Origin of the sequence: Hoylesella timonensis S9-PR14 (assembly GCF_000762405.1) — a bacterium.
GTDB classification, from domain to species: domain Bacteria; phylum Bacteroidota; class Bacteroidia; order Bacteroidales; family Bacteroidaceae; genus Prevotella; species Prevotella timonensis_A.
In genome coordinates this window covers 16,436-40,754 of sequence record NZ_JRPQ01000272.1, presented here as the reverse complement: position 1 = coordinate 40,754, position 24,319 = coordinate 16,436, and the positions used below count along the sequence as shown (strand labels likewise).

Annotated in this window: 18 protein-coding genes; 9 read left to right on the top strand and 9 right to left on the bottom strand. The window is 41.1% G+C overall.

Going from position 1 to position 24,319, the window contains the following annotated elements:
- Positions 1 to 146: 146 nt before the first annotated feature.
- From HMPREF9304_RS12765 to HMPREF9304_RS12745, 5 genes are all read right to left on the bottom strand, one after another.
- A complete protein-coding gene (locus HMPREF9304_RS12765) occupies positions 147 to 2,414 on the bottom strand; it encodes a RelA/SpoT family protein (protein WP_036929832.1) in 2,268 nt (755 codons plus the stop codon).
- A 25-nt stretch (positions 2,415 to 2,439) separates the two neighbouring features.
- On the bottom strand, positions 2,440 to 3,789 hold the full coding sequence (locus HMPREF9304_RS12760; protein WP_036929830.1) for a lytic transglycosylase domain-containing protein: 1,350 nt from the start codon (positions 3,787 to 3,789) through the stop codon (positions 2,440 to 2,442).
- A gap of 40 nt (positions 3,790 to 3,829) precedes the next feature.
- Positions 3,830 to 4,525, bottom strand: a complete 696-nt coding sequence (locus tag HMPREF9304_RS12755; RefSeq protein WP_081953726.1) for a DUF5683 domain-containing protein — start codon at positions 4,523 to 4,525, stop codon at positions 3,830 to 3,832.
- Positions 4,526 to 4,594: 69 nt separating this feature from the next.
- The gene (locus tag HMPREF9304_RS12750) at positions 4,595 to 5,503 is read right to left on the bottom strand and encodes a ParB/RepB/Spo0J family partition protein (RefSeq protein WP_008124520.1); all 909 of its coding nucleotides are present in this window, start codon (positions 5,501 to 5,503) and stop codon (positions 4,595 to 4,597) included.
- A 131-nt stretch (positions 5,504 to 5,634) separates the two neighbouring features.
- Positions 5,635 to 6,399 carry a ParA family protein gene (locus tag HMPREF9304_RS12745; RefSeq protein ID WP_008124519.1) on the bottom strand — a complete coding sequence of 255 codons (765 nt, stop codon included), beginning with the start codon at positions 6,397 to 6,399 and terminating at the stop codon, positions 5,635 to 5,637.
- Positions 6,400 to 6,595: 196 nt separating this feature from the next.
- Here HMPREF9304_RS12745 and surE point away from each other — a divergent pair, with 196 nt between their 5' ends.
- The 7 genes from surE to HMPREF9304_RS12710 all read left to right on the top strand — a co-directional run bounded on the left by surE (position 6,596) and on the right by HMPREF9304_RS12710 (position 18,356).
- Positions 6,596 to 7,369, top strand: coding sequence for a 5'/3'-nucleotidase SurE (surE, locus tag HMPREF9304_RS12740; RefSeq protein ID WP_036929828.1), 774 nt, complete (start codon positions 6,596 to 6,598; stop codon positions 7,367 to 7,369).
- 61 nt (positions 7,370 to 7,430) lie between these two features.
- Positions 7,431 to 8,576, top strand: coding sequence for a lipid-A-disaccharide synthase (lpxB, locus tag HMPREF9304_RS12735; RefSeq protein ID WP_036929826.1), 1,146 nt, complete (start codon positions 7,431 to 7,433; stop codon positions 8,574 to 8,576).
- Positions 8,577 to 8,723: 147 nt separating this feature from the next.
- Positions 8,724 to 12,731: a DEAD/DEAH box helicase gene (locus HMPREF9304_RS12730; protein WP_231564543.1), complete on the top strand. Its 4,008-nt coding sequence runs from the start codon at positions 8,724 to 8,726 to the stop codon at positions 12,729 to 12,731.
- 681 nt (positions 12,732 to 13,412) lie between these two features.
- Positions 13,413 to 15,149 (top strand): lysine--tRNA ligase, encoded by a 1,737-nt coding sequence (gene lysS / locus HMPREF9304_RS12725; protein WP_036929853.1) that lies wholly within the window; start codon positions 13,413 to 13,415, stop codon positions 15,147 to 15,149.
- A gap of 103 nt (positions 15,150 to 15,252) precedes the next feature.
- Positions 15,253 to 16,251, top strand: coding sequence for an NAD(P)H-dependent glycerol-3-phosphate dehydrogenase (locus HMPREF9304_RS12720; protein WP_008124508.1), 999 nt, complete (start codon positions 15,253 to 15,255; stop codon positions 16,249 to 16,251).
- A 6-nt stretch (positions 16,252 to 16,257) separates the two neighbouring features.
- On the top strand, positions 16,258 to 17,616 hold the full coding sequence (locus HMPREF9304_RS12715; RefSeq protein ID WP_036929824.1) for a glucose-6-phosphate isomerase: 1,359 nt from the start codon (positions 16,258 to 16,260) through the stop codon (positions 17,614 to 17,616).
- A 5-nt stretch (positions 17,617 to 17,621) separates the two neighbouring features.
- On the top strand, positions 17,622 to 18,356 hold the full coding sequence (locus HMPREF9304_RS12710) for an inorganic diphosphatase (RefSeq protein WP_036929823.1): 735 nt from the start codon (positions 17,622 to 17,624) through the stop codon (positions 18,354 to 18,356).
- 153 nt (positions 18,357 to 18,509) lie between these two features.
- On the opposite strand, the gene HMPREF9304_RS12705 is transcribed toward HMPREF9304_RS12710, so the two are convergent.
- From HMPREF9304_RS12705 to HMPREF9304_RS12695, 3 genes are all read right to left on the bottom strand, one after another.
- Positions 18,510 to 18,827, bottom strand: a complete 318-nt coding sequence (locus tag HMPREF9304_RS12705) for a heavy metal-binding domain-containing protein (RefSeq protein ID WP_025071523.1) — start codon at positions 18,825 to 18,827, stop codon at positions 18,510 to 18,512.
- Positions 18,828 to 18,830: 3 nt separating this feature from the next.
- Positions 18,831 to 19,076: a GlsB/YeaQ/YmgE family stress response membrane protein gene (locus HMPREF9304_RS12700; RefSeq protein ID WP_036929822.1), complete on the bottom strand. Its 246-nt coding sequence runs from the start codon at positions 19,074 to 19,076 to the stop codon at positions 18,831 to 18,833.
- Between the two features lie 299 nt (positions 19,077 to 19,375).
- Positions 19,376 to 19,777 carry a rhodanese-like domain-containing protein gene (locus HMPREF9304_RS12695; RefSeq protein WP_036929852.1) on the bottom strand — a complete coding sequence of 134 codons (402 nt, stop codon included), beginning with the start codon at positions 19,775 to 19,777 and terminating at the stop codon, positions 19,376 to 19,378.
- Between the two features lie 436 nt (positions 19,778 to 20,213).
- Here HMPREF9304_RS12695 and HMPREF9304_RS12690 point away from each other — a divergent pair, with 436 nt between their 5' ends.
- Both HMPREF9304_RS12690 and HMPREF9304_RS12685 read left to right on the top strand, forming a co-directional pair.
- The gene (locus tag HMPREF9304_RS12690; RefSeq protein ID WP_008124497.1) at positions 20,214 to 21,140 is read left to right on the top strand and encodes a magnesium transporter CorA family protein; all 927 of its coding nucleotides are present in this window, start codon (positions 20,214 to 20,216) and stop codon (positions 21,138 to 21,140) included.
- Positions 21,141 to 21,328: 188 nt separating this feature from the next.
- The gene (locus HMPREF9304_RS12685; protein ID WP_156104825.1) at positions 21,329 to 23,314 is read left to right on the top strand and encodes a DUF349 domain-containing protein; all 1,986 of its coding nucleotides are present in this window, start codon (positions 21,329 to 21,331) and stop codon (positions 23,312 to 23,314) included.
- 270 nt (positions 23,315 to 23,584) lie between these two features.
- On the opposite strand, the gene HMPREF9304_RS12680 is transcribed toward HMPREF9304_RS12685, so the two are convergent.
- Positions 23,585 to 24,310 (bottom strand): nitroreductase family protein, encoded by a 726-nt coding sequence (locus HMPREF9304_RS12680; RefSeq protein ID WP_036929821.1) that lies wholly within the window; start codon positions 24,308 to 24,310, stop codon positions 23,585 to 23,587.
- Positions 24,311 to 24,319 lie beyond the last annotated feature (9 nt).

Here is a 24,319-nt window from a genome sequence, read left to right as displayed (position 1 = left end):
TTTATGTTTTGTCATCATGCGGTCTCTTTTTGGTTCAATCTGCTTGTTCGTTCAGTCGTATAGCTCGATATATGCCTTCTCCCATAAACAAATTGACCACAAAAACAGCCTCGCAATCTGACAAAGCCAATTGATAACCCCGTCCTTTACATAATTTGTTGCAGTTCTTGTAACCCTTCTACTTTTTTCAATCCATTGATAACATTCTTTACTTCCTGACGGTCGTGAACTTTTATCTCAATGATTCCTGTGAAAATGTTTTCATGACTGGAGAGCGTAATCTTGTGCATATTGACATTCATCTCGTCCGAAATGACATCCACCACATCGTGTAGCATGCCTTTTCGGTCGATGCCCTTGATTTCTATCGTGGCATCGAAGAACCTTGTTTTGAGCATATCCCACTTCGCATCCAACAGTCTGTTGCCATAACTCGACTTTAGTTTGCTGGCAACAGGACAGTTGCGCTTGTGTATTTCCACATGGTTTTGATTGTCAATAAACCCTAAGATGTCGTCACCGGGTATGGGATGACAGCAGTTAGGGAAGATGAGCGAATCGATGTTGCTATCGTTAATAATGATAGGTTTTTTCTTATTGTAGGAATCTTCGATGGTTAGGGGCTCAACCGTTTGTTGCTCTTCGCCTTTTTTGTCGTGTCCAATGAAAGGAATATACTTGAGCCACTTGCTCGGTGTTCCACCCTTCTTTTTGTTTTGCAGCTCATCAAGATCTTTTTCGGTTAGGATAATCGATTTGTTACCAATACATAAGAAGAGACTTTCGTGTTTCTTGAGATGATGAAATTCGCACAGTTTGTTGAGTACACCTGTGGTCATCTCCATGTCGTTTCGTTCCAACCAAGCCCGAAGGATAACCTCTCCCTCTTTTTGTTTCTCGCGATTATCGCGCCTGAGCATGGCTTGAATCTTTCCCTTTGCTTTGGCTGTTGTGGCAAAATTGAGCCATGAGGGTTGTACACGCTGCGATTTACTGGTGAGAATCTCTACTTGGTCTCCACTTTGGAGCTTGTGACTTAGTGGAACTAATTTATGGTTGACTTTGGCGCCAATGCAATGACTGCCGAGGAGAGTATGGATTTGGAAGGCAAAGTCGAGTGCAGTACAGCCTGCTGGCATGGTCTTGATTTCGCCTTTAGGGGTGAATACAAAAATTTCAGAGGCGAAGAGATTCAGTTTGATAGTATCCAAAAAATCCATTGCGTCAGGTTGCGGATCGTCTAATATCTCTTTGATAGTTCGCAACCACTCATTGAGTTCGCCCTCATCTTCTGTGTATTCGCCATTTTCCTTATATTTCCAATGAGCCGCAAATCCTTGTTCTGCCACCTCGTTCATTCGGTCACTTCGGATTTGAACCTCTATCCAGCGTCCCTGTTTGCTCATCAAGGTAACGTGCAGCGCTTGATATCCGTTGGCTTTGGGATGGTTGAGCCAGTCGCGAAGACGGTCGGGATGCGACTTATAGATGCGACTGATAGCCACATATATTTTGAAACATTCATTAATTTCGTCTTCTCTGACCTGTGGTGTGAAGATAATACGAACCGCCAAGATGTCATAGATTTCGTCAAAAGTAATGTGCTTGGTTTGCATCTTATTCCATATCGAATAAGGACTTTTGACGCGCGCCTTTATTTCATAATCGACACCCATGGCGTCAAGTGTCTCTCGAATCGGGCCTGTAAATTGTTCGAAAAGGCGTTCTCGCTGTTCTTTCGTAAATGAAAGTTTATTGGTAATATCTTGATATTCTTCGGGATGTTCGAATTTGAAACTAAGATTTTCAAGCTCGGTCTTAATCTTGTTCAGCCCTAACCTGTTTGCTAATGGCGCATAAATATAGAGTGTTTCTCCGGCAATCTTGTATTGTTTATTAGCGGGTTGCGACTCTAAGGTGCGCATGTTGTGCAGACGGTCGCATATCTTGATGAGTATGACGCGAATATCGTCGCTCATGGTGAGGAGCAGTTTCTTAAAGTTTTCCGCTTGGGCAGATGCTCTATCACCAAAAATACCACCGCTAATCTTCGTGAGTCCATCCACAATTTGGGCGATTTTGTGACCAAAGATATTTTCGATGTCTTCTACCGTATAGTCTGTGTCTTCCACCACATCGTGCAGAAGGGCAGAGCTGATACTGGTAGACCCCAATCCCATCTCCTCGCAGGCTATTTGTGCAACCGCAATAGGGTGGAGGATATAAGGCTCGCCCGAAAGACGCCGTACTCCTTTGTGCGCTTGACGCGCAAAATTGTAAGCTTTGGTAATGATATCCACCTTTTTTCTGTGGCGTGAAGCTAAGTAGGTATCTAACAGGTGTTGAAATGCGTCTTGAATGATTTTATCTTCATCGACCTGCTTTTGCGTATCTTTCATATTTTGCTCGTCCATAATCGTCCTCTTACAAAAACAATGGTTATTTAACTCTGATCTTCTTTCCCTTGCGAATATTAGACCCCTTGATGCCGTTCAATTTCTTTAATTTCTTGACGGTTGTATTATTGCGTGCTGCTATTTCGGAAAGCGTATCTCCACTTCTAACGGTGACAGACTTTTTAGTGGAGCGCCGCTGACGGTGCTTTCTGCTCTTGCTACGTTTTGACGAATAAGTTTTACGTGTGGAGTTGATGTTCGTTCTATTGCCTGTGAAGTCAGGTATATCTTCATTGACTTTCACCTCAGTGCGTTTGGAAAGTAGCACGTCAGCTTGGTGTGCATAGATGGAATCCTGCTGATCAATAAAGGCATTAATCATCGGAACGGGCAATCTGAGCGTAGAAGGTTTGGTGTAGCCAATGACAATATCACGACGGTACTGTGGATTGAGGGACTTGATGAGTTCTTTGTTCATCTTGAGTACATCAGCAATTTGCTGAAAATGTACATCTTTGCTCACCACGATAGTATCTGTCTTTGCAGGCAAATCGGTCGTCATTGGACAGATATTGTGCTCGCAATAATAGTTCATTACGTAATTGGCAGCAATGAACGCTGGTACGTACCCACGCGTTTCGCGTGGCAAATAGGGATATATCTTCCAATAATCCTTGCTTCCACCCGCTCTGTGAATGGCTTGTGTGAGTTTGTCGGGACCACAATTGTAGGCGGCAATGACCAAATTCCAATCGCCAAAGATGCGATATAGGTCTTTTAGGTAATTGGCAGCAGCGTACGATGACTTGATAGGATCGCATCGCTCATCTAATAGCGAGTTCACTTCCAGTCCGTAGTTCTTGGCTGTAGCCAACATGAATTGCCACAATCCAGTAGCTCCTACTCGTGAGACGGCTAAGGGATTCAACCCCGACTCAATGACAGGAAGATATTTTAATTCTAAAGGTAAGCTGTATGTCTCTAAGGCTTGTTCAAAAATAGGCATGTAGAAATTGGAAGCCCCGAGCATGATACTTACCGAATTTCGCAGTTGGTTGGTATATCGGTCAATGAACTTTTGGACAACGTCGTTGTAAGCCATTTCCATAATCGTAGGAAGGCGGCGTAAGCGTTGTTTGTAAACATCAGGCTCGTAAGTTCTGTTGACATTCGGTAAGTTGCAATCAGCGTCTTTCCTTAGATAGGTTTTGGTGTTGTACAAATGAAGCAGACTGTCAATCTCAGACGTAAGCGCCTCAGGAAGGTCAATAGTTTCGTTTTCTCCTTTTTCGTTGGTTACTATGATTTCTGTCTCGTCATCTACTACCTGTGCATGTAGAGAGGTTGAGAAGACAGCAAGCATAGTCGCAATGTATAAACAAGTTTTTTTCATTATTGAAATATTTTCTGTATAAAATAGTTCTGTCCGAACATTAAAATGTGAATCGGCATTGTATACCAAATCCTTCAGGTAGTAGCTGTCGGTGAATGGCATCCTTTTGCATGATGGTGGGTTCGATTCTTAAACTTAAATCATCAGAGATGTCGAATTCGGACAATGATGCATCTACATAGGCATCAATTACGGACAGCGCATAAACCCCAATGATAGAGAAAACACTCAAGTCACGCCATCTTCGGTAGCGGTCTTTGCGCTTGCGGAACAATTCTTTATATCGCTCTATATTTGATTCATTGATTTGGTTACCCAAATGTAGAAACTGTTTGTAGCTTTCTGAATGAGGATCATTATCCATCAGGTCGATATATGCTTGTGAATAATCATGGTACATTTGGTTGTTCCAACGCAAAGCATACATACATCCAACGAATCCACCATATACAATCGGCAATTTCCAGTATTTACGGTTGTATATTTGTCCTGCTCCGGGTAAAACGATAGCCAACCACATCGCCCTTTTTGCGTCTGGACGCCACTTGTTCCAGTCGCGCTGAACCTTTTTACTTACTTTCCCATTGTCCTTGAAAACCAATGTGTCTTGAGGAGAAAGCGCAGCTTCAGCAGGAATGACTTTAGTGTCAACATCGCCTAAGATGATGCGAGGATCGCTGTCAGGGATACTGTCATTGGTCGGTACCTGCGCTCTTACGCTGGTAACGGAAAGCAACAGTATGAGTAGGCAACAATACTGGATGACGCAGAAAGTATGTTCGGTGGATATTTTCACAATCGACGGTTAATCTTTCAGATGATCAAAGATGTTCATCAGTCTTTCTAATTCCGCTGCATTGGCGAACGGGATGCTTATTTTCCCCTTGCCATTGGCAGAACAAGTTAATTGAACTTTGGTATCCAAGAAAGAGGACAAACGCTTTTTCAGCATGTCATATTCTTCTGGCATGCTCTTTTTTGTGTTCATCTTCTTTTTAGCTGTTTGTAAATCCTCTCCATTTTTGAGTTGTTGAGCTAACTCTTCTACTTTCCTCACTGAGTAGGCATTCTTTACCACCTCTTTGAAAAGTTTGATTTGTTGGGAAGGACTGTCTATTGCCAATAAAGCCCTGGCGTGTCCCATGTCTATTTCTTTCTTCTGCAAAGCCATTTGGACTTGTGCAGGAAGTTTGAGCAGACGTAAGTAATTTGTAATGGCAGTGCGACTTTTCCCTACGTGTTTGGACACTTTCTCTTGCGTCATGCCACTCTTCTCCATGAGCTTTTCGTAAGCCAGTGCAATTTCAATGGCATTGAGGTCTTCGCGCTGAATATTCTCAACCAAAGCCATCTCCATGACAGTTTCGTCATCTATCGTTCGAATATACGCAGGTATAGCCTCCAAACCAACTATTTGTGAGGCACGCCAACGACGCTCACCAGCTACGATTTGGTATTTGTCAGTAGCGACTTGGCGTAGGGTGATGGGTTGAATGATACCAATTTCTCGAATACTTGATGCCAATTCTTCCAATGCCTCTTGATCAAATTCGCGACGAGGCTGATTGGGATTTGCTTCAATTTGTTCTATTGGAATTTCATTAATAGTTGAACTACCTTGCGTCTGGATGTCATCAGTGGAAATGAGTGCATCAAGTCCGCGACCTAAAGCACTACCTTTTCCCGACTGGCTGAATTTCTTGCGTACTGCCATGAATATCTATTGTTTATATGCTGATGTTGAATAATCTTAGTGGAGGTGTCTTTTTGTTAGCGAGGAAGCTCCATTTCATTCGTTTGGTGCATCTCACCTTTTTTGAATGTTAGCCCCTTCTTTATTTTGAATTAAACGTTCTTGCTCATAATTTCTTTCGCTAATGCCAAGTGGTTTTTAGCACCTGAAGACCCTGCATCGTATAAAATAACAGGCAATCCATGACTTGGACTCTCACTGAGCTTTACATTTCGTTGAATCACCGTCTTGAAAACTAATTCTTGGAAGTGGCGTTTTACCTCGTCATAAATTTGGTTGGCTAACCTCAACCGACTATCGTACATGGTGAGTAAGAATCCTTCAATTTCTAATTTGGTATTGAGTTTACTCTTGATAATCTTAATCGTGTTGAGCAACTTGCTAATTCCTTCCAATGCAAAATATTCGCATTGCACAGGAATAATGACCGAATCGGCAGCTGTGAGGGCATTCACAGTGATAAGACCTAATGAGGGACTACAGTCAATTAAGATAAAATCGTATTCTTTTCGGATGGGTTCTAAGATTTGTTTGATAATTTTTTCACGATTATCAAGGTTGAGCATCTCTATTTCGGCACCCACTAAATCAATGTGGCTCGGAATGATATCTAAGCCATCAATATCTGTGGTATAGATGGCATCACGTACATCAGCCTTGTTGATAATGCATTCGTAGATTGAGCAGTCCACCTCTTTGAGGTCTACTCCTAAACCACTGGATGCATTGGCTTGAGGGTCAGCATCGACAATCAATACAGACTTTTCAAGTGTGGCTAATGAAGCTCCTAAGTTGATAGTTGTGGTTGTCTTTCCAACCCCTCCTTTTTGATTTGCTAATGCTATAATTTTTCCCATATCTATGAATCCTTCTTAAGACAATATTGAATTGCAAAGTTACATATTTTGGTTGAGAAAGCCACCTTTTAAACCTTTTTTCGTACTTTTGTAGGTAAATCAGTAAAAACCTATTGGTTAGGCAATGCTCACGTACTTTCTATGTTAAGAAAACTTACGAAGCTGATTGCGATGTTTTATAAATAATAAAAAAAAGATGCAAAACGAAACTCCTCTCATTTTAATTTCTAATGACGACGGTTATCATTCTCCTGGGATTCGTGCCTTGGTAGACATGGTTTCCGACTTGGCAGATGTCATTGTTTGCGCACCTGAGCATGCGCGGTCTGGATACTCTTGTGCTTTCTCTTCGGTTGAATATCTGCGTTTGAAGCGTAGAAATAATATTGGAACCGTCCCAGTATGGTCTTGCAGCGGTACACCTGTCGACTGCATCAAATTAGCGATGAGTGAGTTGTGCACTGATAGGAAGCCCTCTCTTATTTTAGGCGGCATCAATCATGGAGATAATTCCACGGTGAATACCCATTATTCTGGTACAATGGGCGTGGCTATGGAAGGATGTTTGAAATACATTCCCTCTATAGCGTTCTCCAGTTGTTATTACAATGAAGATGCGAACCTTGAGCCTTTGCGACCTTATGTGGTACAATTAGTTAAAAAAGTGCTTGCCGAAGGGCTGCCAAAGGGTGTTTGCTTGAATGTTAACTTCCCCGCAAAAGAATCTTTTCAAGGCTTAAAGGTGTGCCGTATGACTTATGGGAGATGGGTGGACGAAATTGTCACCGCACATCATCCTCGTGCCTACGATTACTATTGGGTAGTGGGAAGGTATCAAAATGATGAACCTGAAAATGCCGATACCGACCAATGGGCGCTCAATCATGGCTATGTTGCCGTTACACCCATCACCATGGATGTGACTGCTTATGAGTTTATGTCTAAAATAAAACATTGGGAAATCGAGTAATTCGTGCCTCTTGTTTGTCTAAAGAGCAGAAGATAGGAGGCGTTCAAATAAAGTGTAGTTTATGCGGTATTATTTAATAGTAGGAGAAGCCAGTGGTGATTTGCATGCTTCGCATTTGATGATGTCTTTAAGAAAAGAAGACCCAGCTGCAGAATTTCGTTTCTTTGGTGGCGATTTAATGCAGCAGGTTGGTGGAACATTAGTCAAACATTATCGTGAAATGGCATTCATGGGCTTTATACCCGTATTGATGAATCTCCCGACAATCTATCGCAACATGAAACAGTGTAAGCAAGATATCTTGACATGGCAGCCAGATGTTGTTATTCTTGTTGATTATGCGAGTTTTAATCTAAAGATTGCACATTATATAAAAACACATACAGACATCCCAATTTTTTACTATATCGCCCCTAAAATATGGGCTTGGAAAGAATACCGCATCAAGTCAATCAAGCGAGATGTCAACGAACTTTTCTCCATTCTGCCGTTTGAGGTAGCTTTCTTTGAAGGAAAACATCACTTTCCCATTCATTATGTTGGTAATCCTACAGCAGATGAGGTTCGGCAATTCAATGAAACGTATGCTGAAAGTTTTGATGAATTTACGGTTAGGAATGGTCTTGACAGACACAAACCGATCATTGCTTTGCTGGCGGGAAGCAGAAAACAGGAAATCAAGGACAACCTGCCTGCCATGATTGAAGCTGCAAATAAGGTGTCTGGCTATCAAATTGTATTGGCGGGCGCTCCTTCCATTGATGATTCATATTATAATCGCTTTCTGTTAGGTTCAAACGTGAGCATGGTCAAAAACCAAACGTACGCATTGCTGTCACATGCCACCGTTGCTTTGGTGACAAGTGGAACGGCAACGTTAGAGACTGCCCTGCTGGATGTTCCGCAAGTGGTATGTTATAAGACGCCTGTGCCACAACTTGTTCGTTTTGCTTTCAATCATGTCATGACGGTAAAATATATCTCCTTGGCAAATTTGATTGCGGATAAAGAGATTGTGTCAGAGCTGTTCGCCGACCGTTTTACCGTTCCTCAAATAGCAGATGCGTTGCAGCAAATATTGCCCAATCACGCGAATAGGTCTAAAATGCTTCAGGGCTATGCTGACGTCGCTCATTTGTTAGGTGACAAAATTGCTTCCAAAAATGCTGCTCAACTTATGGTGAGGTTGTTGCAACGTAAGCATTAGACACCGTTGCTTCATGACTGTTTAGAGAGCAATTTTTTCTATGATGTTTTTATTGCCTTTTTGAAGATTGTTACAAAAAAAGCAGATGCGTGTAACTTTATAATAAACGTGAATTACTGAATAACTTGCGAGATGAATGTTTCAAACTTGAATAATAACGAGATCACGGTTCTGAAGACCATGACATTATTATACGAATTAAGTATGACCGAGAATGAGTGGAAAAAAGTGGCAGGCCAGATAATGGTAGAGAGCCTTTTTGAAAAAACATTCCACCATTTGTATAAACAAGGATTTTTCGTTATAGATAGTGGATTCTATGGCACAGCTAAGCGGTTCAGAGTACATCCGTCCATTTATCTTTGTCTTCTGAGAGAAATTAAGGACGATTTGTTCTTCCCCCTGTATGATAGCCTGTATACATATTATCATGACAAGGTGAAGTATAAGGATGCCATCAAGCACACTGAGATTCTGTATGGATTGTTTTCCGAAAGAATAAGTATAAAAAATAAAGATTATATAGCAGGCATCTTAAAAGATTTGGTTGAAGAGGTGTCTTACGTCTTTGGTAATCCTGACTATGAGACATTTGTGAAAAATATTCCAACATCATTTCTAAGTACTCAGCTTGATAATATCTTATATAACATGTTGTTAAAAGACATGGACGTTGACTGGGAGTATTTACGGGCGGTGATGCTTGGCGGAGAACGGAATTTATTGATTCATTCCACCACTGTTTTCGCCTTCTATTATTATTTGGGAACAGGAAAGATGTGTATTGACTCGGAGAAACAACCCATCACGTCATACGCCCTGCTTATTTACGCAATTGCCTCGCTGTATCAATCTGATTATGCAAATGCCTACAAACTCTTTGTAAAAGTAATATCGACAAGAAAAAAAGAGTTGACATACAATAATGCAGTTTATGGAAATTGCATTATTAATTTTTACTATACGCTATCTTTATTGTTGTTAAAAGAAGAAAAAGGTAAAAATAAATTAGAAAAACTGGTGGCGTTGGAATGTATGCGTTCCTCGGAGGAAAATCAAATACTGATAGCCCCGCTTTATTATTTTTTCTGTAAAAAGCAGAACGTAAATCTTATGAACGGTGTTGTGCTCAAAGTGTTCGATGCGAATAATGAAAATAACGCCATAAAACATTTAGCATGCGCAATCATAAAGCAACTGAATATAAAAAACGAACTAATCGCACTTTTTGAGCAAACGGCAGGAACTACCCATGCGGCTTTCTTAAACACCGAAACACAATGCTGCAAAACCAATGACGAAGATGGTGTGAAGATGCGGCGTTTGGCAAAAAGCTCATTGTTAGAACGGTTGGACGTCAAGCCTTTTTGGGTAACTAAATTAGAAGATTTATTGGCATACACGCAGGAGCAAAAGCAAGAAACGAAAAAAGGTAGCAGCGATACGCAACTGGTGTATCTTATTATGTTCGAAAGGATTATCCCTATCTTGAAGAAACGATTAAAAAATGGAACTTGGTCGGTAGGGAGGGAATTAACCATAAGGACATTTAAAAATCTACATGACAATTGTATGGATGAAACGGATATCGCATTTTCAAATAGTGTAGAACTATGGGAATACGACATATATCTACGAAAATATATTTATCTGTTAGAGAACTGCAATCGTGTTTTTTGCGGAAGCAGCTATGACATGCACCCCGTGTCGATACATTCAGACAGACCTTTCTTAATTATTAATAAAAACAAAGACAACAGTTTTGGCGTATCATCCAACATTGCCGATGAGATACAAAACAATGCGATAGGAAAATGCTTTGTTAAAAACTCAGAAACAGATTACTCGATATTTAATATAACGCCATATGAGCAAAAGGTTTATCAAACTATCTTGTCACAAAAGACATATCCTGCAGAGGCCGAACAGATGCTAATCCGTCTCATACAGTCAATCGGAGGAAAAACACAGGTTCACTCGAACATGGTAGAAGGATTGGAACAAATAAAAAAGGTAGAAGGCAAAGCGGTCATCGCTTTGCGTGTTGCCCCCATGGAAGAAGAATATTTCAGGCTATCCTTTGTTGTTCATCCTATTGAACACTTCGACTTTGTGCCAGGGCAGGGGAGCGTAAGTACGATTACGGAAGTCAAGGGAGAGAAGTGCATCGTGGTTAGAAAGTTAAAGAAGGAGAAATCTAACTTGAAAACCATAGAAGATAAACTCGCAGAATTGGAAATCATGGATGAGGCACAGACACTTGAATTATCCTCCATTACCGACTCCATTACAATCAGCATCGTGCAATTGTTGCCTCTCATTGAATGGGTACAGCAGAATAATGAAACATGCGAAATGGAATGGCTCGAAAACTGTAGGATAAAGTATAGGGGCAAACTGAATTGCTCGAACTTTAACATTGCTCTGAAGTCTAAGAACAATTGGTTTGAAGTCGTGGGAGATGTGTGCATTGATAACGAGAAGATGATGTCGCTGTACCAGCTGTTGCAACAAATGCACCTAAGCGATAAAAGCAAGTATGTAAAGATAGGCGACAATGAATACATAAAACTGAGTAACGACTTAAAACGCATTCTGCAACAAATCGATACAGCAACAACAGAAAACAGGTCGCATTTGTTGATGGTTCCTGCGGCTGTTGGACTTATGGATGAGGTTGTGAACCATTCTGATATTCATGTGAAGCGAAATGCGGCAGTAGATGCATTGATACAAAAAATGAAAGATGCGGAAAAACTGCATCCGCAAGTACCTAAAACGCTTAACGCGCAGTTAAGAAACTATCAAGAAGTGGGATTTGAGTGGATGTCAAAACTCACCGCGTGGGGAGCGGGGGCGTGTTTGGCTGATGACATGGGATTAGGTAAGACGCTGCAAACGATTACTTTACTGTTAGAACAAGCACAAAGCGGACCTTCCTTGATAGTGGTTCCGGCGTCATTAGTGCCAAACTGGAGAAAAGAGTTAAGCCGGTTTGCTCCAACGCTCAACGTTTTTGTGCTGAATGACGAGGTGAATAGGGAACAGGCCATAGAGCAGATAAGCCGTAACGAGGTGCTCGTCACCACATACGCATTGCTGACGATTCACCAACAACAACTGTCACAAAAAAGCTGGAACGTGGTAGTTCTTGATGAGGCTCATACCATTAAGAACCCCAACACGAAGATGTCTAAAGCGGCAATGATGCTAAAAGCCGAACGAAAGGTCATACTCACTGGTACACCCATACAGAACCATTTGTCAGAATTGTGGAATTTGTTTCAATTCATCAATCCTGGATTGTTGGGGAACGCCGAGCAATTTAAGAAAAAATATATCATACCGATTGAGGAAAATAAGAATAAAGAGCGACAGGGACAGCTGAAAAAACTCATTTCTCCATTTCTGTTACGGCGCACAAAGGGTGAGGTAATCGAAGAGTTACCAGAGAAGAATGATATCAACTTACCCGTAGAATTGTCTGACAACGAGCTGGCGATGTATGAATTGCATCGGAAAAAGGCAGAGGAACTGGCATTGGCGGAAGAAGGAGTAAAACTAAGTACGTTGTCTGAGATAACAAAGCTAAGGCAAATGGCATGCAGCATCTCATTGGTTGACAAAACATGGAAGAAAACAAGTAGCAAATTATCTACGTTTATTGCTTTGGCAGAGAGCTTGAACGACAGCGGAGGTCGGGCTTTGGTGTTTAGTCAGTTTACAAGTTTCTTGGCAGAAGTAAGACAGGTGATGGACAAAATCAAGCTACCTTATTTATATTTAGACGGAGCAACGCCCATCAGAAAACGAGAAGAGATAGTGGATGAGTTTCAAAAAGGCAACTATCCTTTCTTCTTGATAAGCTTGAAGGCAGGCGGATTAGGCCTCAACCTGACTGCCGCCAACTATGTCATTCATCTGGACCCTTGGTGGAATCCTGCCATAGAACAGCAAGCTACTGACCGGGCTTACCGCATAGGACAGCGCAATGATGTGACGGTCTACCACTTGATAGCTCAACATACCATTGAGGAGAAAATCATACGTCTGCACAAAACCAAGCGCGACCTCGCTGATTCTTTGTTAGAAGGTGGGGATATGGTTCGGACGTTGACGCAGGAAGAAATTTTAGATTTGCTTAAAGAGGTATAATCAGGCGGATAAAAAAGTGATACAATATGGTAAAGACGCGCACTTCTTTTGTCCTGTATTTTTACTAAAAACGACTATATAAAAACGCCAAAATAGTTACAAAAACACAGAAATTTTTCTTTACAAAGTCCCTCTCATAACTTTCATATTTGCCAACACACTTCCACTTGCTTGCAAATATGCGCAGCATTTCGAAGAATCTATAATGCAATGAATATCAGAAGGTTAAGGCGATAATAGCACTTTTTGAGCCGAATAAAAAGCAGGGATAAGACATTAAAGCAATGAGTTAGACGGATTGAAGTAATGGGTTAAGCGGTCTGTCAACATATACTAAGCAGACAAAAGTATGTATTTTGGCGTCTTATCTCCATGGGTTTGTCTAATTCGTTGCAATTTTTGCTCGTTTTAAGAAAAAAATCTATGCTCAGAACCCCATATTTTTTTCTATTTTGCAAAAAATAAACACCCGTTTTTTTGTCATTTTTTAGGACAAATTACAAATTAAATTGTGCCCTCTTTCATGTTACACATATTTATAAAAAAATATGAAATAATAGGCACATTCAGAATTATTTCGTACTTTTGCATCAATTGGTAATGCCACGCAAACTCCACCATCAACGTTGGAGTGATTGTTGGCATGATTCTCACATATATAAAAATAGCTATAATCAATATATGAACGTTTTAGAATTGAGCGAACAAGAGATTGGTCGCAGACAGAGTCTTCAAGAGTTGCGCAACATGGGCATAGACCCTTACCCCGCTGCAGAGTTTTCTACCAACGCATTCAGTACTGACATCAAAGAACAATATCAGGACGGCGAAGAGAAACGAGAAGTGGTGATAGCTGGCCGCATGATGACACGCCGTATCATGGGAAAAGCAAGTTTTATGGAGCTGCAAGACTCAAAAGGCAGAATACAGGTATATATCACTCGCGATGACATTTGCCCCGATGACAACAAAGACTTATACAATGTGGTATTTAAGAGATTGATGGACATTGGTGATTTTGTGGGCATTAAAGGCTTTGTGTTCAAGACACAAACGGGCGAAATTTCTGTACATGCACAAAGTTTAACCCTGCTCAGCAAGGCGTTGAAGCCTCTCCCTATTGTGAAATACAAAGACGGTGTAGCATACGATAAATTTGAAGACCCCGAATTGCGCTATCGTCAACGATATGTAGACTTGGTAGTGAATGATGGGGTGAAGGATACGTTCTTACAACGTGCCACCGTACTGCGTACCATGCGTAAGGTTTTAGACGATGCAGGCTATACGGAGGTAGAGACCCCTACGCTGCAATCGATAGCAGGAGGAGCCAGCGCACGACCCTTTACCACGCATTTCAATGCATTGAACATAGATATGTACATGCGAATTGCCACGGAGCTATACCTGAAACGTCTTATCGTGGGCGGTTTCGAGGGTGTGTACGAAATAGGCAAGAACTTCCGAAACGAAGGAATGGATAGAAACCACAACCCAGAATTTACTTGTATGGAGCTATATGTACAATACAAGGACTACAACTGGATGATGGAATTCACAGAGAAATTGCTCGAAACCGTATGTATTGCCGTAAACGGTAGTCCCGAAAAAGAGATTGACGGACAGTTAGTCAGCTTCAAGGCTCCTTACCGAAGGTTGCCTATCCTTGACGCTATTAAAGAGAAAACGGGCTATGACCTGAACGGGAAGGATGAAAACGAGATAAGAGAAACCTGCAAGAAACTCAACATGGAGATTGACGATAGCATGGGAAAAGGCAAGCTGATTGATGAAATCTTTGGCGAATTTTGCGAAGGAACTTATATTCAACCTACCTTTATCACAGACTATCCAGTAGAAATGTCGCCACTTACCAAAATGCACCGTAGCAAACCGGGACTCACTGAACGATTTGAATTGATGGTAAATGGTAAAGAATTGGCAAATGCTTATTCAGAATTAAACGATCCTATCGACCAAGAAGAGCGCTTTCAGGAGCAAATGAAATTGGCAGACAAGGGCGACGACGAAGCCATGATTATCGATCATGACTTTTTGCGTGCACTACAATATGGTATGCCTCCTACCTCTGGTATTGGTATTGGTATTGACAGATTGGTGATGCTCATGACGGGAAAAACGTTTATACAAGAGGTTTTGCTCTTCCCGCAAATGAAACCAGAAAAGAAGATACCTCAAAGCACTATTGAAGAGTGGGCGGAAATTGGTGTTCCCGAGCAGTGGGTTGCTGTCTTTAGAAAAGCAGGATACAATTTGATTTCAGACATCAAAGACGTAAAAGCACAAGCCTTGCAAATGAATGTCTGTGGTATCAACAAGAAATATAAGTTGGGTTATGAGCAACCTAAAGTAGAGCAATTCCAAGAATGGATTGACAGAAGCCAAAAGAATTCATAATTTACCATTCACCATTCATACATTACTTTCTCCTGTGTATGAAGAATAATAGAGGTAAGAAAATGAAGAACGAATGGCAATGTAGTATGCAGAACGAAAAATAATGAATTACAACTGTGGTAAGATAGCAATCATTGGTGGCGGTAGTTGGGCAACAGCTATTGCTAAGATTGTTGTATCGCATACGCATCATATTGGATGGTACATGCGACGTGACGACCGTATCGCTGATTTCAAACGACTGGAGCACAATCCTGCTTACCTCACGAGTCTTCATTTCAATATCAGGGAAATCTTCTTTTCATCAGACATCAATAAAATTGCAGAGGCTTACGATACGCTTATCTTTGTCACTCCGTCACCATACTTTAAGAATCATCTGAAGAAACTCAAGACTCGTTTGCGTGACAAGTTCATTATTACCGCTATTAAGGGTATTGTGCCAGATGAAAATGTGGTATGCTCCGAGTACTTTCATCGTGTGTATGACGTGCCTTACGAAAACCTTGCCGTTATTGGAGGACCTTCACATGCCGAAGAAGTGGCTTTAGACCGGTTGTCGTATCTTACTATTGGATGTTCCAATATTGAGAAAGCAGAAGCTTTCGCAGAGCTGATTGCCAGTGAGGTGATAAAGACAAAGATTTCAACGGACGTGTTAGGAATAGAGTATTCATCCGTCTTGAAGAACGTGTACGCCATAGCTTCTGGTATTTGTAGCGGTTTGAAATATGGCGACAACTTCCAAGCAGTCTTGATTGCTAATGCTGTACAAGAAATGAATAGATTTTTGATGTCTGTTCACCCCATCGAAAGGAGTCCTTACGACTCTGTCTATTTGGGCGACTTGTTAGTGACTTGTTATTCAAACTTTTCACGCAATCGAACATTTGGTACGATGATTGGCAAGGGATATTCCGTAAAGAGTGCTCAAATAGAAATGGAGATGATTGCCGAGGGGTATTTTGGAACGAAGTGTATGAAAGAAATCAATAAACACATGCACGTGAACATGCCCATCTTGGATGCTGTGTATAACATTCTATATGAGCATATCAGTCCACAAATAGAAATTAAGTTATTAACAGATTCATTTAGATAATAGAAAATGAAAAGTATTAGTTTAGACATTACAAAAGCCACCCAGTTCTTGAAACCAGGAACAGTGGAAGAATTTGAATCAAAGGTAAAAGCGGCTCAAGATGCGCTTGAGAAGGGCACTTGTCCCGGTAACGACTTCTTAGGATGGCTTCACCTGCCATCGTCTATCACTCCCGATTTTCTTAACGACATTCAAGCGTGTGCAAATACACTACGTGAAAATTGCGAAGTGGTTGTTGTTGCTGGTATTGGTGGTAGCTATTTAGGAGCTCGTGCCGTGATAGAGGCTTTGAACAACTCATTTGCGTGGTTGGTTAATGATCAAAAAAATCCTACCATTCTCTTTGCAGGAAACAATATCGGTGAGGACTATTTAGCAGAACTTACCGATTATTTGAAGGACAAAAAGTTTGGAGTTATCAATATTTCTAAGTCGGGTACGACCACCGAAACAGCTCTTACCTTCCGCTTGCTGAAAAAACAATGTGAAGAACAGCGTGGCAAAGAAGAGGCTAAGAAAGTGATTGTAGCCATTACAGACGCCAAGAAAGGAGCTGCAAGAACATGTGCCGACAAAGAGGGATACAAGAGTTTTATCATTCCCGACAACGTAGGTGGACGTTTCTCTGTCCTTACTCCAGTAGGTTTGTTACCCATTGCGTGTGCAGGGTTCAGCATCAAAGAATTAGTACAAGGTGCAACCGATATGGAAAAGGCAACGGGCAAAGACGTTCCTTATCAAGAAAATATAGCCGCACAATATGCAGCTGTTCGTAACGCTTTGTACAGTCAGGCTGGCAAAAAAATAGAGATTGTAGTGAATTATCAGCCAAAACTCCACTTCATGGCAGAATGGTGGAAACAGCTCTACGGTGAGAGCGAAGGCAAAGAACACAAGGGTATCTTCCCTGCTGCCTGCGATTTCACAACAGATCTTCATTCCATGGGACAGTGGATACAAGAGGGAGAACGCTCCATCTTTGAAACTGTTATCAGCATAGAGCAGCCTCAGCGCAAAATGTTGTTCCCAAAAGACGAGGAAAATCTTGACGGATTGAACTTCTTAGCAGGCAAACGAGTGGATGAAGTGAACAAGATGGCAGAGTTAGGTACACGTTTGGCACACGTAGACGGTGGTGTTCCAAACCTCCGAATCAGTGTTCCCGAACTGAATGAATACTACATCGGACAGCTCATCTACTTCTTTGAAATAGCTTGTGGCATCAGTGGCAACCTGTTAAGCGTTAATCCTTTTAACCAACCGGGGGTAGAAGCTTACAAGAAAAACATGTTTGCTCTGCTCAATAAACCTGGATACGAAGCTGAAAGCAAAGCTATCCAAGAGCGTTTGGCAAACGAGAAATAAGATCAATGTATCAACAAACCATAGAAAATTATTTAAGAAAGCATGACTTTGGGACATTCGCACCCAAAGTCGTGCTTTTTGATATGGACGGGGTGTTATACAACTCCATGCCACACCATGTCGTTGCATGGCAGAAAGCAATGCACTCTTTCGGCATTGATATGACGGAAAAAGATGTATATGCAACCGAAGGAATGAAAGGAATTGACACCATACGGATGTTAGTTCGTGCACAACAAAACCGTGAGATTAGCGAGAAAGAGGCGCAAGCAATGTACGATGAGAAGGGTAGACTGTTTCATGAGATGCCTCAAACACCTATCTTCGAAGGGGTGCTTGCCATCATGCGCAAAATTAAACAATGTGGCATGCGCATTGGCGTTGTAACAGGAAGTGCACAAAAACCGCTCATCAATCGCGTTGCGAAAGATTTTCAGGACTTCGTTCTGCCCGAACATATCGTGACAGCTTATAGTATTCGGCATGGAAAGCCTGCACCAGACCCGTATTTGAAAGGTCTGGAACTCACAGGAGGATTTCAACCTTGGGAAGGAATTGTCGTGGAAAATGCGCCCATGGGAGTACGGGCAGGTGTGGCAGCTCAAATCTTTACCGTGGCTATCAACAGCGGCCCGCTTCCAAATGAGCTGTTACTTGAAGAAGGAGCTGATTTGATTTATCCTGACATGATGACCTTTGCACAGCAATGGGACGAACTGATACAAGCGGCAACTTATTAAGCTACCTGTGCCGAAATGACATTCCAATTCCTTGCAAGAAGTCTATTGCCATCACTGTTCACATGGACACCAAAATATAAAGTGGCTAACAACGATTGTTTTAGCCACTTTATGATATTCCGATTGAAAGGCAATCACTTCCATATAGCCGTGCTATATGACAACAGCCGTGCCACTAACGGCTACCATTAACATACTATTGCCTTCGCCAATGGTTTCGTAATCAATATCTATCCCTACAATAGCGTTAGCTCCAAGTTCGGCTGCACGGTCTTGCATCTCTTGCATGGAGGTTTCTTTTGCCTGTCTTAATACTTTTTCGTATGCATTGCTACGCCCGCCAATAAAGTCACGTATTCCAGCAAGAAAATCCTTGAAGACATTTGCACCGATAATGGTTTCACCCGTAACAACACCTTTATAGGAAAGAATCTTACTTCCCTCAATCGTTGGAGTTGTGGTTATAAGCATGTATTATGACTTTTTGAAAAGAGAAGCTATCCAAAGTAACAACACTGCACCTACCACTGCGGTTCCCAAAGATCCAATAGTTCCGCCCCAAGAGATGTTCAACAAACTCAGTGTCCAACCACCGACAACACCGCCAATGATACCTAAAATCAAATTCCATAAAAAGCCGAAGCCTCCACCACGCATGATTTTACCTGCGATAAAACCTGCTAAACTACCAATAATAATTGATCCAATAAGTCCAAACATAATTTCTTTTTTTTATTTAGTATTTAATTAATCCGTCCAAAAATACAGAGCACCTGTTTACTTTGATAATATTTATTCTAAAGAGAAGGCTCTCTATTGAACGTAAAAATAAGAAGTATGACCTCTACCATCTAATAAGTACTGGGACTGATACCTTTCCTATTTTTACAAATATAATAAAACTTCTTTACTTATGTAAGAATTTTTACATAAAATAACTAAATTTTATTATTCGTGAATCACTCACCTATTATATAGAGAAGAAGTCGCTAACCGCAAAATCTACATTATCAATCGTTCTATAGTTTTGTGTCCGAAGACACTATTGGTTTGCCAGCTTGTTCCCATTCCAAGATACCACCCTTCAAATTATTGACAGTAAAACCAGCCTTTTGCAACTTACGTGCAGCATTCAGGCTACGCTTTCCCGAACGACAATATACGAATACAGGCTTTTCCGTTGAGAACTTTGCCTGTACCTGACGAAGAAAATCGGGCTGCTGAACATCTATATTGGCAGCATTGCCTATTTTTCCAGCCGCAAACTCATCAGCAGTTCGGACGTCAATCAATTGGACATCAGGTGCCTGAATGGCTTTTTCAAACGCATTTGCATTCATCGTATGGATTCCATCTGGCTGAATACATCCTCCAAAAATACTGCCCATCATCATAATTAGCAATCCTTTTAATTTGTTCATGTTCATAGATTTATCTTTATTGTTAGACTTCAAAGATAGTGATAATTGATGAAACTCAGACACCTGAATAGGAATTATTTCACTTTCGCTGTCCTAAGAATTAAAACAAACACACCTTTATTTGTGCGGTTTCCGTCTATACGTCTCAAATTCCAGCAGCGTAGAAAAGCTCTTTCTGTCAGAAAGAAGATAAATAAATTTGCTTTTAGACGGATCAATATCATATTTTTTCGTTACCTTTGCAAGTGTATAACAAAACATTCCAAAGATGTCTTTAACGAAATAAGAGTCACTGCACCTCGTTTAGTTATACAATAGCGAATAATTAAAAAACATATATGGACGATTATCATTCGGAAAAATGTAAACGGAACGTTGAAGAATAGGCTTTATAAAGACTAATCTTCAGCAACATTAATAATGGAGATTAGTCATCATGAGAACCTATTGGAATACAAACGATATATTACGTCCCATTGAAGAATGGCAGCCAAATTGCTGGATTCAAGTAACTTGTCCTACAGAAGAAGACCAACAGGAGTTAGTTGAGCACTTCAAAGTTCCAGATTATTTCTTCCAAGATATCAGTGATACGGATGAGCGTGCCCGCTATGAATATGACGATGGCTGGATGCTCATTATTCTTCGTATTCCTTATGTGAAGGAAATAAGGTCGCGGACACCCTATACGACAGTCCCATTAGGTATCATTCATAAACGTGATGTCACCATTACCGTTTGCTATTACGAAACCAATATGATGATAGATTTTGTGAGTTATCAACAAAAACGCAATTCTGGTTTCACCGATTATGTTGATATGATTTTCCGATTGTTCTTGTCAAGTGCTGTTTGGTACCTAAAACGATTGAAGCAGATTAGCACGTTGATAGAGAAAGCCAAACACAATCTTGATCACGAAGTAAACAACGAGAGCCTGATAGGACTTAGTAGACTGCAAGACTCTCTGACTTATTTTATCACTTCGATACGTGGAAATGAGAATTTGTTGGCAAAGTTGAAGTTCAAACTTCAAGTGGACGAACTCGATGTAGACCTCATTGAAGACGTCAATATTGAGATGACGCAGGCTCGAGAGACAACGAGTATTTACGCAAACATCTTGGAATCGACGATGGATACTTATTCGAGCATCATTAATAATAATATGAATACCGTGATGAAGACGCTCACCTCGGTATCTATTCTCATGATGTCTACCACGTTAGTGGCCTCACTTTATGGAATGAACGTCATCAATGGAATGGAAACTTACAAGTACGGATTTATTGTTGCTATCGGAATTTCAATATTAGTGGCTGTCCTTTCTTGGGCTATTATGCGCTATAAACGCTTTATATAACCCCGAAAACAGCAAAAATTCTACGTTTCTTTAGGAAGTTAGCGTATTTTTATTTAAGTTTGCAACATTGTTCAGCCCTATAAACTAACAAGAATATTATAATAGATAATTGCAATGGCATCGTGATAAGCTATTTGATTGATGCCTAACACTGAAATACCATATCATAAACTTAAAACAGTGAATTGATGGACTCTCAAGAAAACACCCTCAATCAGGGTAATTTAGAAAGCGAAAAACAAGTTGTCAATGCCGAGCAAGCAACCTCTTCTGAGGCTGAAATAGTCAAGGAAGAAACGCCGAGTGATAAGGCTGCTTCGGAAGTAGCAGAAGCGCAAGTAGAGAATGCCTGTGCCTCAAACGAAGAAGTTGAAACTGAAGCAACTCAAGAAGAAACACCAGAAACGTCTGAAGATACACTCAAAGAGGAAGAGGACGCTGATGATGCAGAGCGAGCTCCGCGCGTTTACCAAAATAAGCAAGAGATTTTAGACCGTCTCAAAGAGATTGTATCGAGCGATGAATACCCTGTAAAAAAAGAGTTAGACCATCTTAAAACGATGTTCTATAAGTTTCATATCGCTGAACGAGAAGCCCAACAAAAGGAATATCTTGACAAAGGCGGGGACCCTGAGTCCTATCAAATAGTACCTGACAGCTTGGAAGAAACATTCAAGACACAAATGGGAGTCATTAAGGAAAAGCGTGCAAAGATTTTCCAGCAACAAGAAGAAGAAAAGCAAGAAAACTTAAAGAAGAAAGAAGCTATTATAGAACAAATCAAAGGCATGGCAACATCGCCCGATCAGGCGAACAAATCTTTCCATGAATTTAAGGAACTTCAACAGCAATGGAAAGAGATAAAGTCGGTACCTGCCGACAAAGCCAATGAGCTATGGCGCAATTACCAGTTGTATGTGGAGCAATTCTATGACTTGTTAAACCTGAACAGAGAGGCACGAGAATACGACTTCAAGAAAAATTTGGAGCTGAAAACAAAACTGTGTGAAGCTGCAGAGAACCTTGCTAAGGAGGACGATGTGGTAAGTGCTTTCCACCAATTGCAAGAATTGCACCAACAGTATCGTGAAATAGGTCCCGTCTCTAAAGAATTGCGTGATGAGATATGGAACCGCTTCAAAGCTGCTTCTACTGTCGTCAACAAGCGTCATCAGCAGCATTTCGAAGAATTGCGGGCGAAAGAAAATGAGAATTTAGAAAAAAAGATAGCACTCTGTGAAAAAGCAGAGGAAATTGTAGCGCAAGAAAATACAAAGGCGAAGGACTGGGAAGAGCGTACACAAGAGGTAATAGACCTCCAAGCAGAATGGAAAACCATAGGATTTGCCCCACAAAAGATGAATGTCAAAATCTTTGAAAGGTTCCGAACAGCTTGCGATCAGTTCTTCACGAACAAAGCTACTTTCTTCAAAGAGATGAAAGAACGCTTTGCGGAAAACGCTGAAAAGAAACAAGCGTTGGTTGAAAAGGCAAAAGCTTTGGCAAATAGTACTGATTGGAAGTCGACAAGCGACAAACTCATTGCGCTGCAAAAGGAATGGAAGACTATCGGTATGGTGCCCAGAAAACGCGGAGATCAACTGTGGAATGAGTTCAACACCGCTTGCAACACGTTCTTTGAAGCACGCAACCAGGCGAATGCAGGAGCGCACAACGAGGAACGAGAAAACTTGGACAAGAAGCGAGACATCATCAAAAAGCTCCAAGAAATGAGCGAAGAAGTGGGTGAAGAACTTCAGGAAAAAGTTCAAGCCTTAGTTGATGAATTCAACAAGATAGGTCATGTTCCGTATAAAGAGAAAGACAGCGTGTACAAAGAATTCCACGACATTTTAGACAAACTGTATAGCGATTTACACATTTCTAATGCACGCCGTCATCTTGATAATTTCAAGAACAACCTTAAAAACGTGGCGAAACGAGGCGACAACGCTCTTGACAATGAACGCGGAAGGTTGATGCATCGTTACGAGCAACTCAAATCGGACATCACTACCTATGAGACAAATTTGGGATTCCTCAATGCTTCCAGCAAAAAAGGCTCGAGCCTGCTGGACGAAATGAATCGGAAAGTAGAAAAATTGAAAGAAGATTGCGAGATGATTCGCGCCAAAATCAAGGCTATCGATGCAGAAAATAAGAAAACAGAATAACCGTTATAACGTGAAGAGTTAAAAGCTTTTGCGATTAGCAAACAAAGATATCTGAAAATCCCAACAGTTCTATGCTGCTGGGATTTTTGTATGTATCTTCTTCATTCGTCGCATTTACATGGAGAGTTGTTATAGAAATTAAAATTCTTCGCTACAATTCCATTGCGTAAAGCGCTATCAAGCTGCCCGTTTGTGGTGATAAACCGACCCAACTTCATGAAACCTCACCATCAAGTCAAGGACTTGCGAGACATGCGAACATGAAACTACTTATACATGATGATACATTTCCTGAAACGGCAAGCGATAGCGATCGCTCCAAACACCATCGGGTAGGCGAATGCCGCAAGTGATAATCATGTTAATCTCGGAACAATAAGGTAAGCCTAAAGCCTTCTTGACCAACCAACTGTCAAAGCCTTCCACTGGACAGGTGTCATATCCCTCTTCACTCATAGCCAACATAAACGTCTGTACTGCAAGGGCACAACTTTTATGAACGGTTATTCGTGTATCTGCTTCGGTCACTTGTTTCACGATGGGATGAAACAAACCGATGACTTGTGCCAAGAGTTTACGTATTAAGCCAAGCAAACCAAAACAACGTGTGTAGAAAAAAGGCATCACAAAATCGTAATACAACTTCCATTTCTTGATGCGCTTCTCGTGTTTCTCTGCAGGACTGTTCCGCCTCACATTCTCAATTTCAAAAGCTTTTACAGCCTTGGCATGCGCCCGATGCTTATCTCTTCGAGTAACAAAGACAACCATTTGTTGGGCGGTTGTCGCTGTTTGTTGATCCAACTGTGCATGTGCCAACTTTTTAAGTACCGCAGGATCTGTGACATGATAGCATTCCCACAGTTGCATGTTCGAACTCGTAGGAGCCAATGTAGCTAACTTTAAACAATGTTTTACACGCTCATTATCCAATGGTTTAGTAGGGTCGTAATGCCTTACAGCACGCCTATAGTTCAAAATATCTTGTAAACTCATATCTATTAG